The sequence below is a fragment of the Isoptericola dokdonensis DS-3 genome (assembly GCF_001636295.1).
GTDB classification, from domain to species: Bacteria; Actinomycetota; Actinomycetes; order Actinomycetales; family Cellulomonadaceae; genus Isoptericola; species Isoptericola dokdonensis.
On record NZ_CP014209.1, the window covers coordinates 550,691 to 567,194 of the forward strand.

At 74.4% G+C, this 16,504-nt stretch carries 17 protein-coding genes; all 17 read left to right on the plus strand.

Annotation, left to right across the window (positions count from 1 at the left end):
* The 17 genes from I598_RS02640 to I598_RS02720 all read left to right on the plus strand — a co-directional run bounded on the left by I598_RS02640 (nt 1) and on the right by I598_RS02720 (nt 16,468).
* Entirely contained in the window at nt 1–555 is a 555-nt protein-coding gene (locus I598_RS02640) for an HIT family protein (RefSeq protein ID WP_418268506.1), read from the plus strand.
* Nucleotides 556–626: 71 nt separating this feature from the next.
* Nucleotides 627–1,247: a phosphatidylinositol phosphate synthase gene (pgsA, locus tag I598_RS02645; RefSeq protein WP_068201028.1), complete on the plus strand. Its 621-nt coding sequence runs from the start codon at nt 627–629 to the stop codon at nt 1,245–1,247.
* On the plus strand, nt 1,247–2,194 hold the full coding sequence (locus I598_RS02650) for a phosphatidylinositol mannoside acyltransferase (RefSeq protein ID WP_068201030.1): 948 nt from the start codon (nt 1,247–1,249) through the stop codon (nt 2,192–2,194). Before pgsA ends, I598_RS02650 begins: the two co-directional genes overlap by 1 nt.
* Nucleotides 2,195–2,202: 8 nt before the next feature.
* Nucleotides 2,203–3,417, plus strand: a complete 1,215-nt coding sequence (locus I598_RS02655; protein ID WP_083973498.1) for a glycosyltransferase family 4 protein — start codon at nt 2,203–2,205, stop codon at nt 3,415–3,417.
* The gene (locus tag I598_RS02660) at nt 3,414–4,004 is read left to right on the plus strand and encodes a hypothetical protein (protein WP_068201035.1); all 591 of its coding nucleotides are present in this window, start codon (nt 3,414–3,416) and stop codon (nt 4,002–4,004) included. Before I598_RS02655 ends, I598_RS02660 begins: the two co-directional genes overlap by 4 nt.
* Before the next feature lie 212 nt (nt 4,005–4,216).
* Complete coding sequence (gene pdxS, locus I598_RS02665) at nt 4,217–5,065, plus strand: pyridoxal 5'-phosphate synthase lyase subunit PdxS (protein ID WP_232314236.1); 849 nt, start codon at nt 4,217–4,219, stop codon at nt 5,063–5,065.
* A gap of 84 nt (nt 5,066–5,149) precedes the next feature.
* Nucleotides 5,150–7,693, plus strand: coding sequence for an ATP-dependent helicase HrpB (hrpB, locus tag I598_RS02670; protein ID WP_232314237.1), 2,544 nt, complete (start codon nt 5,150–5,152; stop codon nt 7,691–7,693).
* Nucleotides 7,694–7,823: 130 nt separating this feature from the next.
* On the plus strand, nt 7,824–8,420 hold the full coding sequence (locus I598_RS02675) for an NUDIX hydrolase (RefSeq protein WP_335583273.1): 597 nt from the start codon (nt 7,824–7,826) through the stop codon (nt 8,418–8,420).
* A gap of 46 nt (nt 8,421–8,466) precedes the next feature.
* Nucleotides 8,467–9,123 carry a pyridoxal 5'-phosphate synthase glutaminase subunit PdxT gene (pdxT, locus tag I598_RS02680; RefSeq protein ID WP_068201040.1) on the plus strand — a complete coding sequence of 219 codons (657 nt, stop codon included), beginning with the start codon at nt 8,467–8,469 and terminating at the stop codon, nt 9,121–9,123.
* The gene (locus tag I598_RS02685; protein ID WP_068201042.1) at nt 9,107–9,871 is read left to right on the plus strand and encodes a YebC/PmpR family DNA-binding transcriptional regulator; all 765 of its coding nucleotides are present in this window, start codon (nt 9,107–9,109) and stop codon (nt 9,869–9,871) included. The genes pdxT and I598_RS02685 overlap by 17 nt, the downstream gene beginning before the upstream one ends.
* Before the next feature lie 97 nt (nt 9,872–9,968).
* On the plus strand, nt 9,969–10,562 hold the full coding sequence (gene ruvC / locus I598_RS02690; protein ID WP_068201044.1) for a crossover junction endodeoxyribonuclease RuvC: 594 nt from the start codon (nt 9,969–9,971) through the stop codon (nt 10,560–10,562).
* Nucleotides 10,559–11,167 carry a Holliday junction branch migration protein RuvA gene (gene ruvA / locus I598_RS02695; RefSeq protein ID WP_068201046.1) on the plus strand — a complete coding sequence of 203 codons (609 nt, stop codon included), beginning with the start codon at nt 10,559–10,561 and terminating at the stop codon, nt 11,165–11,167. Before ruvC ends, ruvA begins: the two co-directional genes overlap by 4 nt.
* On the plus strand, nt 11,160–12,257 hold the full coding sequence (gene ruvB / locus I598_RS02700) for a Holliday junction branch migration DNA helicase RuvB (protein ID WP_068201049.1): 1,098 nt from the start codon (nt 11,160–11,162) through the stop codon (nt 12,255–12,257). The genes ruvA and ruvB overlap by 8 nt, the downstream gene beginning before the upstream one ends.
* A 60-nt stretch (nt 12,258–12,317) precedes the next feature.
* Entirely contained in the window at nt 12,318–12,746 is a 429-nt protein-coding gene (yajC, locus tag I598_RS02705; protein WP_232314238.1) for a preprotein translocase subunit YajC, read from the plus strand.
* An 81-nt stretch (nt 12,747–12,827) separates the two neighbouring features.
* Nucleotides 12,828–14,789: a protein translocase subunit SecD gene (gene secD, locus I598_RS02710; protein WP_232314239.1), complete on the plus strand. Its 1,962-nt coding sequence runs from the start codon at nt 12,828–12,830 to the stop codon at nt 14,787–14,789.
* Nucleotides 14,789–15,889 (plus strand): protein translocase subunit SecF, encoded by a 1,101-nt coding sequence (secF, locus tag I598_RS02715; RefSeq protein ID WP_068201053.1) that lies wholly within the window; start codon nt 14,789–14,791, stop codon nt 15,887–15,889. Before secD ends, secF begins: the two co-directional genes overlap by 1 nt.
* Before the next feature lie 3 nt (nt 15,890–15,892).
* A complete protein-coding gene (locus I598_RS02720) occupies nt 15,893–16,468 on the plus strand; it encodes an adenine phosphoribosyltransferase (RefSeq protein WP_068201055.1) in 576 nt (191 codons plus the stop codon).
* Nucleotides 16,469–16,504: the final 36 nt, after the last annotated feature.

Sequence of the window (16,504 nt, forward strand, 5' to 3'; positions counted from 1 at the left end):
GTGACGGGTACGCCGGAACAGGTGCCGGCTGCGGAGTTCGGCCCGCCCGAGGACGACATCGCGCGGCTGTGGACCCCGCACCGGATGGTCTACATCGGCGGGCAGGACAAGCCCGCCGACGACACCCCCGCGCAGTGCCCGTTCTGCCGCATCCCCGCGGGCGACGACGAGTCGGGACTCGTCGTCGCCCGCGGGCGGGCGTGCTACGCCCTGCTCAACCTGTACCCGTACAACGGCGGGCACCTCATGGTGCTGCCGTACCGGCACGTGTCGGACTACCCCGACCTCACCGACGCCGAGACGAGCGAGCTGGCGGCCATGACGCAGACCGCGATGCGGGTGCTGCGGGCCGTGTACGCGCCCGCCGGCTTCAACCTCGGGATGAACCAGGGCGAGGCGGCGGGCGCGGGGATCGCCGCGCACCTGCACCAGCACGTCGTGCCGCGCTGGACGGGGGACGCGAACTTCCTGCCGGTGGTGGGCCGCACCAAGGCCCTGCCCGAGCTGCTGGCCGACACGCGGGCACGGCTCGCCGCGGCCTGGCCCGACGCCTGAGCGGCGCAGGGCGCTAGCCTGACCACGCCGGCTGCGCGCCGGCCGCGCGACCACGACCGAGGAGCACCCCCATGTTCGGCCGCCTGCGGGCCACCATGCAGCGCCTGTTCACCCCGCCGGCGACCGTGCTGATCCGGTGGGGCGTCTCGCCCGACGCCGTGACGATCACCGGCACGGTCCTGGTCACGGTGATCGCGCTGACCCTGCTGCCCACCGGTCACCTCGCGCTCGGCGCCGTGCTCATCGGCCTGTTCGCGCTCACCGACTCCCTCGACGGTGTCATGGCCCGCCTCAGCGGCCGGACCGGACCGTGGGGCGCCTTCCTCGACTCCACGCTCGACCGCGTGTCCGACGGGGCGGTCTTCGCCGGCATCACCCTGTGGTTCGTGCTGCACCCCGACGAGCCGTGGGCCCTCGCCGGCGCGACGGCGGCGATCGCGTGCCTCGTCCTCGGCTCCGTCGTGCCGTACGCCCGTGCCCGGGCCGAGTCCGTCGGTGCCACCGCCGCCGTCGGCATCGCGGAGCGCACCGACCGGCTCGTCGTCGCGCTCCTGCCCACCGCGCTCGTGCCGGCCGGCCTGCCCGTCCCGGTCCTCGTCGTCGTCCTGGGCCTGCTCGCCGTCGCCAGCCTCGTCACCGTCGCCCAGCGCGTCGCGACGGTCCGCCGCCAGCTCGTCACCTCGGAGGCCTGATGGACGTCGCCGCCCTGTACTCGTTCGCCTGGCGGTACGCCGGTCGCTTCCCCGAGCCCGTGCTGCGGGCCGCCTGCCGCGTCGCCGCGGACGTCACGTGGCTGCGCCGCACCGACGGGGTCCGGCGGATGGAGGCCAACTACGCGCGCGTCCGCCCCGAGCTCACGCCGCGGGAGGTCCGGCGGCTGTCCCGCGAGGGCATGCGGCGCTACCTGCGCTACTTCCGCGAGGCGTTCACGCTGCAACGGCTCACCCCCGCCCAGATCGACGCCCGTGTCCGGGTCGAGGGGGAGGAGCACGCCCGCGCCGCGCTCGCCGACGGCCGCTCCGCCGTCCTCGCGCTCGGCCACACCGGCAACTGGGACCTCGCGGGCGCCTGGGCGACCCCGCACCTGGCGCCCGTCCTCACCGTCGCCGAACGGCTCCGGCCGCCCGAGCTCTACGAGGAGTTCGTCGCGTTCCGGCGCTCCCTCGGCATCGACGTCCTCGGTCTCGGCGACGACGGCGTCTTCCGCGCGCTCGTGCGCGGCGCACAGGGCGGCGGGCGCCTCCTGCCGCTCCTCGCCGACCGCGACCTCACCGCCGCCGGGATCGAGGTGGACCTGTGCGGGCGCCGTGCCCGCGTCGCCGCCGGACCGGCCGCGCTCGCCGTCGCCGGGGACGTCGACCTCGTGCCCACGGGCATCTACCACGAGCGCCTGCGCGGGGAGCGGCGACGGCGTGCCGGCAGCGCGTGGGGGATCGTCCTGCGCTTCCACGCGCCCGTGCCGCGGGCCGAGGGGAACCGTCGCGAGCAGATGGCCACCATGACCCAGGCCTGGGTCGACACCCTCGGCGCGTTCCTCGTCGAGCGCACCGCCGACTGGCACATGCTGCAGAGGGTGTTCGTCGAGGACCTCGACCCGGGCCGCTACGCCGCCACCCGCGCCGGGGCGGGGGAGGCCTGATGCGACCGATGCGCGTGGGCATCGTCTGCCCCTACTCCTTCGACGCCCCCGGTGGCGTGCAGTTCCACGTGCGGGACCTCGCCGAGGCGCTGGGCGACCGCGGCCACCACGTGTCCGTGCTCGCCCCCGCCGACGAGGACACCGAGGTGCCCGCCGTCGTCACCCCCACCGGGCGCGCCGTGCCCGTGCGCTACAACGGGTCCGTGGCCCGGCTGTCCTTCGGCCCCCGCAAGGCCGCGCAGGTGCGCCGCTGGATCGACGACGGCCGCTTCGACGTCCTGCACCTGCACGAACCCATGACCCCGTCGCTGTCCATGCTGGCCCTGTGGGTCGCCGAGGGTCCGGTCGTGGCGACCTTCCACACCTCCCAGGTGCGCTCCCGCGCGCTGCAGGTCGCCCACCCGCTGCTGCGGCAGTCGCTCGAGAAGATCTCCGCCCGCATCGCCGTGTCCGAGGACGCCCGCCGCACCCTCGTCGACCACCTCGGCGGTGACGCCGTCGTCGTGCCCAACGGCGTCTGGGTCGACCAGTTCGCCGCCGCCCCGACCGACCCCCGCTGGCAGGGGACGGCCGACGCGCCCACCGTGGCGTTCCTCGGCCGCCTCGACGAGCCCCGCAAGGGCCTGCAGGTCCTCGCCGCTGCCGCCCCGCGCATCCTGCGCGAGCGTCCCGGCACCCGGTTCCTCGTCGCCGGTCGCGGTGACGCCGGCCGTGCCGACGCCGTCTCCGCCCTCGGCGAGCACGCCGCGTCGTTCGAGTGGCTCGGCGGGGTCAGCGACGCCGACAAGGCCGCGCTGCTGCGCTCCGCCGACCTCTACGTCGCCCCCCAGACCGGCGGCGAGAGCTTCGGCATCGTCCTGGTGGAGGCGATGAGCGCCGGCACCGGCGTCGTCGCCAGCGACCTCGGCGCCTTCCGCCGCGTGCTCGACGACGGCGCCGCCGGACGCCTCTTCCGCACCGGTGAGCCCGACGACCTCGCCGTCGCGGTCCTCGCGGCGCTCGCCGCCCCGGTGGACACCGCCGAACGGCGCGGGCGCGCGCACCGGTTCGTCCGCCACTTCGACTGGTCGACGGTCACCGACCAGGTGCAGGCCGTCTACGAGATGGCCGTCGCCGCGGGCGAGGCGCTCGGTGACGGCACCGTGCGCCAGGACCTCCTGGCGACCCGCACCCCCTGGCTGCTCGGCCGCCGCCCGAAGGCGCCCACCGGGGGTGTGTCGTGAGCTGGTCGGAGATCACGCTGCTCGCGCTCGTCGTCGTCGGGCTCGCCCTGTGGTCCGGGTGGCTCGGGGCCTCTCGTCTCGACCGGCTGCACCGCAAGGTCGTCGCGTCCCGGCACGCCCTCCTGGCCCAGCTCGACCGGCGGGCCCGCGCCGCGGTCGACCTGGCGGCGTCCGGCCTGCTGGACCCGGCGAGCGCGGTGCTCGTCGCCGATGCCGCCTTCGCCGTCGTCGACGAGGGGGAGCGGCCCGCCGAGCCGTCGACCGCCGAGTCGTTCTCGCTGTCCGGTCTCACGCCGACCCGGGAGCGGGCCGAGTCCGCCCTGTCGGTGACCCTGCGGTCCGTGCTGGACGACGAGTCGCTCGACGCGGTGCGGTCGTCCGACCCGGGTGGGCTGCTCGTCGGCGACCTCGCGTCCGCGGCCTACCGCGCCCAGCTGGCGCGCCGCTTCCACAACGAGGCCGTCGCGCAGGCGCAACGGGCGCGCCGGCCCCGCGTCGTGCGGCTGCTGCGCCTGGCCGGGCGCGCGCCGCTGCCGCGCACCGTCGAGCTCGACGACCAGCTCCCCGCCGGGATCGACCACCCCTGAGGGTCCGCCGTCCGGGGACCGGAGGGCGCGCCCGCGCCGCGGCGCCGCGACCGTAGGATGGGAGCGGGCGTGGAACACGCCCGCACGGCCGCGGCGCAGCCGCCCGGCGGTGCGACGACGAGCGCTGTGAGGTTGCGTTGAGCGAGACCACCGGTACCCCCGTCCCTGCCACGGGTGTCGGCGAGGTGGGCACTGCCCGCGTGAAGCGGGGCATGGCCGAGATGCTCAAGGGCGGCGTCATCATGGACGTCGTCACCCCGGAGCAGGCGAAGATCGCCGAGGACGCCGGCGCCGTGGCCGTCATGGCCCTCGAGCGGGTCCCCGCCGACATCCGCGCCCAGGGCGGTGTCGCGCGCATGAGCGACCCCGACATGATCGACGGCATCGTCGAGGCCGTGTCGATCCCCGTCATGGCCAAGGCCCGCATCGGCCACTTCGTGGAGGCGCAGGTCCTGCAGTCCCTCGGCGTGGACTACGTCGACGAGTCCGAGGTGCTCACGCCCGCCGACTACGCCCACCACATCGACAAGTGGCAGTTCACCGTGCCGTTCGTGTGCGGCGCCACCAACCTCGGTGAGGCCCTGCGCCGCATCACCGAGGGTGCGGCCATGATCCGCTCCAAGGGCGAGGCCGGCACCGGCGACGTCTCCAACGCCACGACGCACATGCGCCAGATCCGTGCGCAGATCCGCCGCCTCGCCTCCCTGCCGCACGACGAGCTGTTCGTCGCGGCCAAGGAGCTCCAGGCCCCGTACGAGCTCGTCGCCGAGGTCGCCCGCACGGGCAAGCTGCCCGTCGTGCTGTTCACCGCGGGCGGCATCGCCACCCCGGCCGACGCCGCGATGATGATGCAGCTCGGTGCCGAGGGCGTGTTCGTCGGCTCCGGCATCTTCAAGTCGGGCGACCCGGTCGCCCGCGCCAAGGCCATCGTGCAGGCCACCACCTTCCACGACGACCCCGACGTCCTCGCCAAGGTCTCCCGCGGCCTCGGCGAGGCGATGGTCGGCATCAACGTCGAGGCCGAGCCCGAGCCCGTCCGGCTCGCCGAGCGCGGCTGGTAGTCGGCCGTCCGATCGACGTGGACGCCGGGGAGCGACGACCGCTCCCCGGCGTCGTCGCGGGATCGACAGCGGATCGGGTCGACCGTGGAGGGTGACGAGAGCGTGCTGCTCCCCGGGCCGTCGGCGCCGGGGGCCGACCTGCCGGTGCGGGCGGCCCTGCCCGCCACCGTCGACGCGGTGCGCTCCGGTGGCGCCGCGGTGCTGGTCGCGCCGCCCGGGTCGGGGAAGACCTCGCTGCTGCCGCTCGCCCTGGCCGACGCGCTCGGGGGGACGATCGTCGTCGCCGAGCCACGTCGGCTGGCGACGCGCGCGGCGGCCACCCGGCTCGCGACGCTGGTCGGCGAGCCGCTCGGGCAGCGGATCGGCTACGCGATGCGCGGCGAGCGCAGCGGCGGGCGGGGCCTCCGCGTCGAGGTGGTGACGACGGGGCTCCTCGTCCGGCGGCTGCAGCGGGACCCGGAGCTGCCGGGCGTGTCCGCGATCGTGATCGACGAGTGCCACGAACGCCACCTCGACGCCGATCTGCTCCTCGCGCTCGCCGTCGACGTCCGGGCGAACCTCCGGGACGACCTGGCGATCGTCGCGACCTCGGCCACGGCGGACACGGCGAGGCTGAGCCGTGCCCTGGGCACGGACGTCCCGGCACCCGTGATCACCGCGACCGCGGCGCTGTTCGACGTGGCGGTCGAGTGGGCACCACCACCGGTGCCCGCGCCGCTGCTCCCCGGGGGGCGGGTCGACCCGCGGATGCTGGACCACGTCGCGGCCGTCGTCCGGCGTGCCCTGGCCGAGACCGACGGCGACGTCCTCGTGTTCGTGCCGGGGGAGGCCGAGATCCACGGCGTGGCACGGCGGCTGGCCGGCCATGACGTGCTGCCGTTGTTCGGTCGTCAGTCGCGGGCCGAGCAGGACCGCGCGCTCACGCCGACCGCCACCCGGCGGATCGTGGTCACCACGTCGGTCGCGGAGAGCTCGCTGACCGTGCCCGGGGTCAGGGTCGTGGTCGACGCGGGTCTCTCCCGGGAGCCGCGGACCGACCAGTCCCGCGGCCTCGGGGCGCTGGTCACCTGCCGGGTCTCGAGATCGTCCGCCGACCAGCGTGCGGGCCGCGCCGGGCGCGAGGGGCCCGGCCGGGTCTATCGGTGCTGGTCCGCCACGGACCACGCGCGGCTCGACGAGCACCCGGCGCCGGAGATCGCGATCGGCGACCTGGCAGCCTTCGCCCTCGAGCTCGCGGCGTGGGGTGCGCCCGCCGGCGACGGCCTGACCCTGCTCGACGCGCCGCCGGTGACGGCGATGACCGCGGCCGTCGAGCTGCTGCGGCGTGTCGGTGCCGTCGACGACGACGGCCGGATCACCCGCCGCGGCCGCCAGATGGCGGCGATCGGGGTGCATCCCCGGTGGGCCCGTGCGCTGCTGGACGGGGCGCCACGGGTCGGCGCCGACCGGGCGCGCGAGATCGTCGCGATGCTCTCGGCCGACGTCGCCCGCGGCACGGGCGACGACCTGCCGGCCCGGTGGCGGGCCCTGCGCCGTGGTGAGGACAGCAGGGCGACGGCCCGCTGGCGGGAGGAGACGAAGCGCCTCGGTCGCGGCGCGTCGAGCAGCGCCCCGGCGGACGGGCCCGCCGACCCCGGGGCGCGCCAGGTGCCGGACGACCTCGCGGTGGGGATCGTGGTGGGTCTGGCCTACCCGGAACGGGTCGCGCGGGTCCGGCGGGCCGACGCGACCACCTACCAGATGGCCGGGGGCACGGGTGCGGCGCTGGACCAGCAGTCACCGTTGCGGAGCTCGACCTGGCTGGCGGTCGCGGTGGCCGACCGGGCACCCGGTCAGGCCGACGCCCGGATCCGCTCCGCGGCGCCGATCGACGAGCGGACCGCGCGGGACGTCGCCGGAGACCTCGTGGCGACCACCGACCGGATCCGTTGGGAGGACGGCGGGATCGTGACGCGGCGCGTCGAGGCGCTCGGCGCGATCGTGCTCGACGACGTCCCGCTCGCACGGCCCGACCCGCTGCTCGTCCAGGAGGCCGTCCGTGACGGGATCCGGCGCGGCGGGCTGTCGGTGCTGCCGTGGTCGCCGGCCGCGACCGCGTTGCGGGAGCGGCTCGCGTTCTGCCACGCCCACCTCGGCGCGCCCTGGCCCCCGGTCGACGACGACGCACTGCTGGCCCGCCTCGACGGCTGGCTGGACGCCGACCTCGCTGCGGTGCGCGGCGCGCGCGACCTCGCCCGCATCGACGTGGCGTCGGCGCTGCGCCGACTGCTGCCCTGGCCCGCGGCGACCCGGTTCGGCGAGTTCGCGCCGGAGCGGCTCCGGGTCCCGTCGGGCTCGGAGGTGCGGCTCGCGTACGACGGCGCGGAGCCGCCGGTGCTCGCCGTCAAGCTGCAGGAGGTGTTCGGCTGGACCACGGTCCCGACCGTCGCGGACGGGCGTGTCCCGGTCGTCCTGCACCTGTTGTCGCCCGCCCGGCGCCCGGTCGCGGTCACGAGCGACCTCGCGTCCTTCTGGAGGCAAGGCTACTCCCAGGTCCGTGCCGACCTGCGGGCCCGCTACCCCCGCCATCCGTGGCCGGACGACCCGCTCGCCGCGGTCCCGACCGGGCGGGCCAAGCCCCGACGGTGAACCGGGCCGGTCCTGGTCCATCCCGCGCGGGGACCGCGACCGGTGGGGCACCTATGCTGAACGGCATGCCGATCCGGACGAACGTGTGCCCCTCGCGCGAGCCTGGCCGCCCGACGACGGAGCCCGCGCGGTGACCTCGTCGGAGCCGATGGCCGCGGCGTCGACCTCGTCGTCGCTCGGGCCCGACTGGGTGCTCGGGGAGGACGGCCTGCGCCACCGGCGCGCCGCACGCGTCCTCGTGCTGGACACCGCCGGACGCGTGCTGCTCGTGCGCGGCCACGACGCCGACCAGCCGGAACGCTCCTGGTGGTTCACCGTCGGTGGCGGCATCGACGCCGGCGAGACCGACGTCGAGGCGGCGCTGCGCGAGGTGCGCGAGGAGGCGGGTCTCGACCTGGCCCCGGAGGACCTCGAGGGTCCGGTGCTGACCCGGGCCGGGATCTTCCGGTTCCTGGCCGAGACCTGCCGGCAGGACGAGGTGTTCTTCGTCGCGCGGGTCTCGGGCGAGCACGAGCCCACGCGGGACGGCTGGACGGACGTGGAGCGCGACGTGCTGGACGAGATGCGCTGGCTGACCGCCGCCGAGCTGCGCGCCCAGCCGCTCGAGGTCTTCCCGCCCAGCCTGCCCGACGTCGTCGAGCGGCTGACGGCGGGCTGGGACGGCACGGTGGTGCACCTGGGCGTCGAGAACGACGACGACGTCGACCTGGACGGTGCCGTCACCTGACGGGCCGCCGCCCGACCGGCCGCCTGGGCGTGCGTACACTGCCGCGGTGACCACGACCATCGGAGTCCTCGCCCTCCAGGGCGACGTGCGCGAGCACGTCCACGCCCTCGAGGCGGCGGGCGCGCGGGCCGTGCCCGTGCGGCGCACCCGCGAGCTGGAGGCCGTCGACGGCCTCGTCCTGCCGGGCGGGGAGTCGACCACCATCGACAAGCTGCTGCGGATCTTCGAGCTGCGCGACCCCGTCCGGGACGCCATCGGCGCCGGGCTGCCCGTCTACGGCTCCTGCGCCGGCATGATCCTGCTGGCCGACCGCATCGAGGGCGGCATCGAGGACCAGCAGACCCTCGGCGGCCTCGACGTCACCGTGCGCCGCAACGCGTTCGGCCGGCAGGTCGACTCCTTCGAGGTCGACCTCGCCCTGGACGGCGTCGACGACGGCCCCGTGCGGTCCGTGTTCATCCGCGCCCCCTGGGTCGAGCAGGCCGGCCCCGACGTGCAGGTCCTGGCCCGGATCCCGGACCGCACCGTCGCCGGTGCGGGAGTCGGCGAGGCCGCCGGTAAGATCGTGGCGGTACGGTCCGGACGGTTGCTCGCCACCGCGTTCCACCCGGAGGTCACCGGGGACTGGCGCGTGCACGCCCTGTTCGTCCGCCTTGTCACCGAAGCGCGAAGGAGTCAGTCAGGTCATGTCCGGTCACTCTAAGTGGGCCACGACCAAGCACAAGAAGGCCGCGATCGACGCCAAGCGTGGCAAGCTCTTCGCGAAGCTGATCAAGAACATCGAGGTCGCAGCGCGCACCGGCGGCGGAGACCTCGCCGGCAACCCGACGCTGTTCGACGCGGTCCAGAAGGCGAAGAAGTCGTCGGTCCCCAACGACAACATCGACCGTGCGGTCAAGCGCGGCTCCGGCGAGGGCGCCGACGCCGTCGACTACCAGACGATCATGTACGAGGGCTACGGCACCAACGGCATCGCCGTCCTGGTCGAGTGCCTCACCGACAACAAGAACCGTGCCGCCTCCGAGGTGCGTCTCGCGTTCTCCCGCAACGGCGGCAACCTCGCCGACCCCGGCTCCGTGTCGTACCTGTTCTCCCGCAAGGGCCTCGTCGTCGTGCCCAAGGCCGACGGCGTCACCGAGGACGACGTCATGCTCGCCGCCCTCGAGGCCGGCGCGGAGGAGGTCACCGACGCCGGTGAGGTCATCGAGGTCCTCAGCGACGCGTCCGATCTGGTCGCCGTGCGCTCCGCCATCGTCGACGCCGGTCTCGAGTACGACTCCGCCGACTCGATCTGGCACCCCTCCATGCAGGTCGAGGTCGACGTCGACGGCGCCCGCAAGATCCTGCGCCTCATCGACGCGCTCGAGGACAGCGACGACGTCCAGAACGTCTACGCGAACTTCGACGCCCCCGACGAGGTCCTGGCGGCGCTCGACGCCGACGAGGACTGAGGACCGGGACGACCCTCGGTCGTCCGCCGGGATCGAGGCTCGCCCCGCAGGGGCGAGCCTCGGGGCGTCTGTGGGTGCTGCGTGAGACAGTGACGCGGTGCGAGTGCTGGGAGTGGACCCGGGCCTGACCCGGTGCGGCGTGGGGGTGGTCGACTCCCGTCCGGGACGCCGGGCGGTGCTGGTCGGCGTGGGCGTTCTGCGCACGGCGCCGGAGACGAGCACGGACCTGCGGCTGCTGGAGATCTCCCGGGGGCTGGACACCTGGCTGGACGAGCACGTGCCCGACGTGGTCGCGGTGGAGCGCGTGTTCGCGCAGAACAACCGCGGCACGGTGATGGGGACGGCGCAGGTGGCGGGGCTGGCGATGGTGGCGGCGGCGCGACGCGGCGTCCCGGTGGCGCTGCACACGCCCAGCGAGGTGAAGGCCGCCGTGACGGGCTCGGGCCGGGCGGACAAGGCGCAGGTGCAGAAGATGGTCGCGTCGATCCTCGGCCTGTCGGTCGCCCCGGAGCCCGCGGACGCGGCGGACGCCCTGGCGCTGGCGGTGACGCACCTGTGGCGGCCGGCGGGCGCCCTGCAGGGCGGGGACCGCCACGAGACGACGCCCGCACAGCGCGCCTGGGCGGCTGCCGAGCAGCAGGCCAAGGCGCGGTATCGTACGGGCGTTCGAGGAAGGGAGCAGGTGCGGTGATCGCTTCGTTGTCCGGCACGGTCGCGGCGGTGTCGCTGGGCAGTGCCGTGCTCGACGTCGGTGGTGTGGGCTATCTGGTGCACTCCACCCCGGCGACCCTGGCCGGCCTGCGGCCGGGGGAGCAGGCGCGCGTGCACACCACGATGGTGGTGCGCGAGGACTCGATGACGCTGTACGGGTTCGCCGACGCCGACGAGCGCGAGGTGTTCGAGACGGCGCAGTCGGTCTCGGGCGTGGGCCCACGGATCGCGCTGGCGATGCTGGCCGTCCTCACCCCGGACGCGCTGCGGCGCGCGATCGACGCGGAGGACACGGCCACCCTGCGCCGCGTGCCCGGCATCGGCGTGAAGAGCGCCCAGCGGATCGTGCTGGAGCTGTCGGGCAAGCTCGGCGCGGCCGGGGACGGCGGCGCCGCGGCACCCGCCCTGCCGGCGGACCGTCGGGACCAGGTGGTCGAGGCGCTGGTCGGCCTCGGGTGGACGCCGAAGGTCGCCCAGGACGCCGTGGAGAAGGTGCTGGCGGAGGCCGGGACGGAGTCCGTCCCGGAGTCGGAGGTCCCGGCGACGCTGCGGGCCGCGCTGCGCAGGCTGGGTCCGCGTGGCTGAGGGCGCGCTGGACCCGCAGGACCTCGGCGGCCGTCTCGTCGGGGGCGGCGCCGACGACGTCGAGCGGGCGGCCGAGGCGGCGCTGCGGCCCAAGCGGCTCGACGAGTTCGTGGGCCAGAAGGTGGTGCGCGACCAGCTCTCGCTCGTGCTCCAGGCGTCGCTCGCGCGGGACGCCGCCCCGGACCATGTGCTGCTGTCGGGGCCGCCCGGCCTCGGCAAGACGACCCTGGCGATGATCATCGCCGCCGAGCTCGGCACCTCGCTGCGCGTGACCAGCGGACCGGCGATCCAGCACGCGGGCGACCTCGCGGCCGTCCTGTCCTCGCTGGAGGAGGGGGAGGTCCTGTTCATCGACGAGATCCACCGTCTCGCCCGCCCGGCCGAGGAGCTGCTCTACGTCGCGATGGAGGACTTCCGCGTCGACGTCATCGTCGGCAAGGGCGCGGGGGCGAGCGCGATCCCCCTGGCGCTGCCGCCCTTCACGGTCGTCGGGGCGACCACCCGCTCCGGTCTGCTGCCGGCCCCGCTGCGGGACCGCTTCGGCTTCACCGGGCACCTCGACTTCTACTCGGCGCCCGAGCTGGAGCGCGTGATCCTGCGGTCCGCCGGTCTGCTGGGCGTGGAGGTCCAGCACGACGCCGCCCACGAGATCGCCGGCCGCTCGCGGGGGACGCCGCGCATCGCCAACCGGCTGCTGCGCCGGGTGCGGGACTGGGCGCAGGTCCGCGGGGACGGCACCCTGGACCTGCGCGCGGCGAGAGCCGCGCTCGAGGTCTACGAGGTGGACCCGATCGGCCTGGACCGCCTCGACCGCGCCGTCCTGAGCGCGCTGTGCCGGCGCTTCGGCGGCGGCCCCGTGGGCCTGTCGACGCTGGCGATGACGGTCGGGGAGGAGCCCGACACGGTCGAGACCGTCGCGGAGCCGTACCTGGTGCGCGAGGGCCTCGTGGCGCGCACCCCGCGCGGCCGGGTGGCGACGACGACGGCGTGGCAGCACCTCGGCCTGGAGCCGCCGGCGGGCACCTGGGCGGCCGGCCTGCCCGACGAGGGAACCGGGTCCCGGTCGCGGACGTTGTTCGACGAGGTCTGACGCCGCACCCGGGCGCCTAGACTGATACGCACATCCGAACGACTGAAGGACTGACGCTCCGTGGACCCCTCGATCATCATCCTCTTCGCCGTGCTCGCCGGCCTCATGCTGTTCATGAGCTCGCGGACGCGCAAGCAGCAGAAGCAGCAGGCCGAGTTCCGGTCGTCGCTGGCACCGGGCCACGAGGTCATGACCGGTTCCGGCCTGATCGGCACCGTCGTCGACGTCGACGAGGCGGCCGACATCGTCACGATCGAGTCGACCCCGGGCACGCAGACCCGGTGGCTCCGTGCCGCGATCGCCAAGAAGATCGACCCGCCCGTCGTCGAGGACGAGGCGGAGGTGGCGGAGGACACAGCGGATGCGGGTAGCATCACGTCCGCACACGGTGACGTCGAGGTTCCCGACGACCTCTCCGGCCTGGACACCGCCCAGCGGGAGTACCGGGACGGCAAGCGTCGGGACGAGGGCGACACCGAGGGCAAGTGACCTCTGCGTCGGCCGGGCACCGTCCGGCCGACGCCATCACGCGACCGCCACCCGGCGGCACGCACACGGGAAGAGAACCAAGTGGCCAACTCCAGCACGCGGCGGTCGCGTCCGGTACGCACGCTCGTGGTCTTCGCGATCCTGACGATGGTGCTGCCGTTCGCGGCGCTCGCCCTCGGGGTCTACCTGGACCCGAAGAGCGACGACAACCCGGACGGCGCGAGCTTCGCGCCCGGGCTCGCGCTCGACCTCCAGGGCGGGACGCAGATCATCCTGACCCCGCAGTCCACGGACGGGTCGGAGATCACCGCCGAGGCGATCGACGAGTCGATCAACGTGATCCGCCAGCGCATCGACTCCTCGGGCGTCTCCGAGGCCGAGATCGTCAACCAGGGTGGCGAGAACATCGTCGTCTCCATCCCTGGCGAGGTGGACCAGGCGACGATCGACCTCGTGTCGCAGCCCGCGCAGATGCGGTTCCGTCCGGTGCTCACGTACGGCGCCGGGCTGCCGACGGAGCAGGCGGCCACCCAGACCGAGGGCGACGCCGCCACGGAGGACGAGGCCGCTGCCGAGGGCGACGCGGCCACCGACGAGGAGTCCGCCGCGACGGACGAGCCCGCGGCCGGCGAGGGTGAGGCCGCCGAGGGCGAGCAGCCCGCGTCGACCGACGACGTCGACGCACGGATCGCCGAGGAGGCGGCCGGCGTCGAGCCGACCGACCCGTCGGACCTGGCGCAGATCACCCCGGCCGTGCAGGAGAAGTTCGACGCGCTGGACTGCACCGACCCGGCGAACCTCGTCGGCGGCGGCGGTGACGACCCGGGCACGGTGCTCGTCGCGTGCGCCAACGACGGCACGATGATGAAGTACATCCTCGGTCCGATGGAGGTCGACGGCGTCCACCTGGCGAGCGCGAGCTCCGGCCTGGTGCCGGGCCCGAACGGCTCGGTCACCAACGAGTGGGGCGTCTTCATCGAGTTCGACGACGAGGGCACCGCGGAGTTCCGTGAGACCACCGAGCGTCTGCAGAGCCTCGAGTCGCCGCGCAACCAGTTCGCGATGGTCCTCGACGGTCTCGTCGTCTCGGCCCCGTCGCTCGACCCGGGCGTCATCATCACCGACGGTCGCGCGACCATCTCGGGCAGCTTCACGCGCGACACGGCCGCCACCCTGGCGAACCAGCTGAGCTTCGGATCGCTGCCGATCGCCTACGAGGTGCAGAGCCAGGAGACGATCTCGGCGACGCTGGGCTCCGAGCAGCTCCGCAACGGTCTGATCGCGGGCCTCATCGGCCTGGCGCTGGTCGTGGTGTACTCGCTGTTCCAGTACCGCATGCTGGGGCTGGTCACCGTCGGGTCGCTGCTCATCGCCGGTGTGATCACCTACCTGGCGATCGCGATCCTGTCGTGGCAGATGGGCTACCGGCTCTCGCTCGCCGGTGTCGCCGGCCTCATCGTGGCCATCGGCTTCACGGCGGACTCCTTCATCGTGTACTTCGAGCGCATCCGGGACGAGATGCGTGACGGACGCTCGATGACCATGGCGGTCGAGCGCGGCTGGAAGCGTGCCAAGCGCACCGTCCTCGCCGCGAAGTCCGTCACCCTCATCTCCGCCGTGGTGCTGTACTTCCTGGCCGTCGGCGGTGTGCAGGGCTTCGCGTTCACGCTCGGCCTGACGACCATCATCGACATCGCCGTGGTGTTCTGGTTCACCCACCCGACGCTGCAGATGCTGACCAAGGTCCCGTTCTTCCGCGACGGGCACTCGTGGTCCGGGCTCTCGCCCGAGCGCCTGCGCACCACCAGCGGCCCGCGCTACGTGGGCGCCGGGCGCGTCGAGGCGCCGGCGGTCGCCGGCGCGGACGTGACCGCCCCCGAGCCGGTGCTGGCCGGCGCCTCGGTCGCCCGGCCCGCCGACGGCGGCCAGCGGATGACGATCGCGGAGCGGCGGGCCGCGGAGCGGCGTGCCGCGGCGGCGGAGCAGGACGACCAGGCAGGTACGAAGGACGCCGGGTCCGGCGAGAACGAGGAGAGCCGCTGATGGCCGGCAGCATGACCTTCGCCCAGTGGGGCAACGACCTCTACACGGGTCGCAGGTCCTACCCGATCGTGGCCCGTCGTGGCCTCTGGTTCTCGATCGTGGGCGCGCTGGCGCTCGCCTCGGTCGTCATCCTGCTGACCAAGGGCCTCACCCTCGGCATCGACTTCCGCGGCGGCACCCAGTTCACCCTGAACTCCGTGTCGACGACGGAGCAGTCGGTGGGTGTCGACGCCGTGCACGACGTCCTGCCCGAGGAGGAGCCGCGCGTCGCCATCATCGGTGACAGCTCGGTCCGCGTGCAGACCGTCGAGCTGGACGCGGCGGAGACCACCGAGGTCACCGACGCGCTCGCCGCCGCGTACGACGTCGACGCGTCGTCGATCGACGTCTCGTTCGTCGGGCCGATCTGGGGGCAGGCGGTCTCCGAGCGGGCACTGTGGGGCGTGATCGTCTTCGTCGTGCTGGCCGCCGCGTTCATGGCGATCTACTTCCGTGCCTGGCGCATGGCGGCGGCGGGCATCCTCGCGATGCTCTGCGACCTGCTCATCTCGGCGGGCGTGTACGCGCTCATCGGCTGGGAGGTCACGCCGTCGACGATCATCGGCTTCCTGACGATCCTCGGCTTCTCCCTCTACGACAAGATGGTCGTCTTCGACAAGGTCCGTGAGAACACCACCGGCGTGCTGGAGCAGTCGCGCAGCACGTACGCCGAGCGGGCGAACCTCGCGGTCAACCAGACTCTCGTGCGGTCGATCAACACCTCGGTGGTGGCGCTGCTGCCGGTCGCGGGCATCCTGTTCGTCGGGGCGTTCTGGCTGGGTGCCGGCACGCTGCGCGACCTGTCGCTGTCGCTGTTCGTCGGCATCGCCGTCGGTGCGGCGTCGTCGATCTTCCTCGCCACACCGCTCGACGTGACCCTGCGCGAGAAGGAGCCGAAGATCGCCGAGCACACGGCGTCGGTGCTCGCGGCCCGCGCCGAGCTGACCTCCGAGGGCGGCCACGACGCCGAGCTCGCGGCAGCCGCCGCCGGTCGTGCGCAGCTCATCCCGGGGCACCACCAGGGCACCACGTCGCAGCCTCGGCGCCGTCGGGGTCGCTGACCCGTGACGGACGACATCTCCGTGGTCGCGCTGGCCGGGCTCGGCCCGGCCCGCGCGGCCGAGATCCGGTCGCTCATCCGTGACGTCCCGGACTACCCGCACCCGCCGGTCGTGTTCCGTGACATCACGCCGCTGCTGGCCGACGGCCCCGCGCTGACCGACGTGGTGGACGCGTTCGCCGGTCTGGTGGATGCCGACGGGGGCGTGGACGTCGTGGCGGGGATGGAGGCGCGCGGGTTCCTGCTCGGCGCACCCCTGGCGACACGCCTGGGCGTCGGGTTCGTGCCGCTGCGCAAGGCGGGCAAGCTGCCGCCGCCCGTCGTCCGCGAGGACTACGCCCTGGAGTACGGGACGGCGTCGATCGAGCTGCGCCACGGCACGCTGGCCCCGGGCTCGCGCGTGCTGCTGGTCGACGACGTGCTCGCCACGGGCGGCACGGCGCAGGCGGCGGCCAGCCTGGTGGAGCGCTGTGGCGGGCACGTCGTCGCGCTCGCGTTCCTGCTGGAGCTGGCCGGCCTCGGAGGCCGGGACCGCCTCGCGGGGCGGACGGTGGAGACCCTGCTGCGGGTGGAGTCGTAGACTTGCCCTCCCGGACGTCGTCCGATCGACGCTGGT

Bases quoted from the DNA above. Each gene is read 5' to 3' on its own strand.
- I598_RS02655 (WP_083973498.1), top strand. From the start codon at position 2,203: ATGCGCGTGGGCATCGTCTGCCCCTACTCCTTCGACGCCCCCGGTGGC.
- pgsA (WP_068201028.1), top strand. From the start codon at position 627: ATGTTCGGCCGCCTGCGGGCCACCATGCAGCGCCTGTTCACCCCGCCG.
- pdxS (WP_232314236.1), top strand. From the start codon at position 4,217: ATGGCCGAGATGCTCAAGGGCGGCGTCATCATGGACGTCGTCACCCCG.
- I598_RS02650 (WP_068201030.1), top strand. From the start codon at position 1,247: ATGGACGTCGCCGCCCTGTACTCGTTCGCCTGGCGGTACGCCGGTCGC.
- I598_RS02685 (WP_068201042.1), top strand. From the start codon at position 9,107: ATGTCCGGTCACTCTAAGTGGGCCACGACCAAGCACAAGAAGGCCGCG.
- secF (WP_068201053.1), top strand. From the start codon at position 14,789: ATGGCCGGCAGCATGACCTTCGCCCAGTGGGGCAACGACCTCTACACG.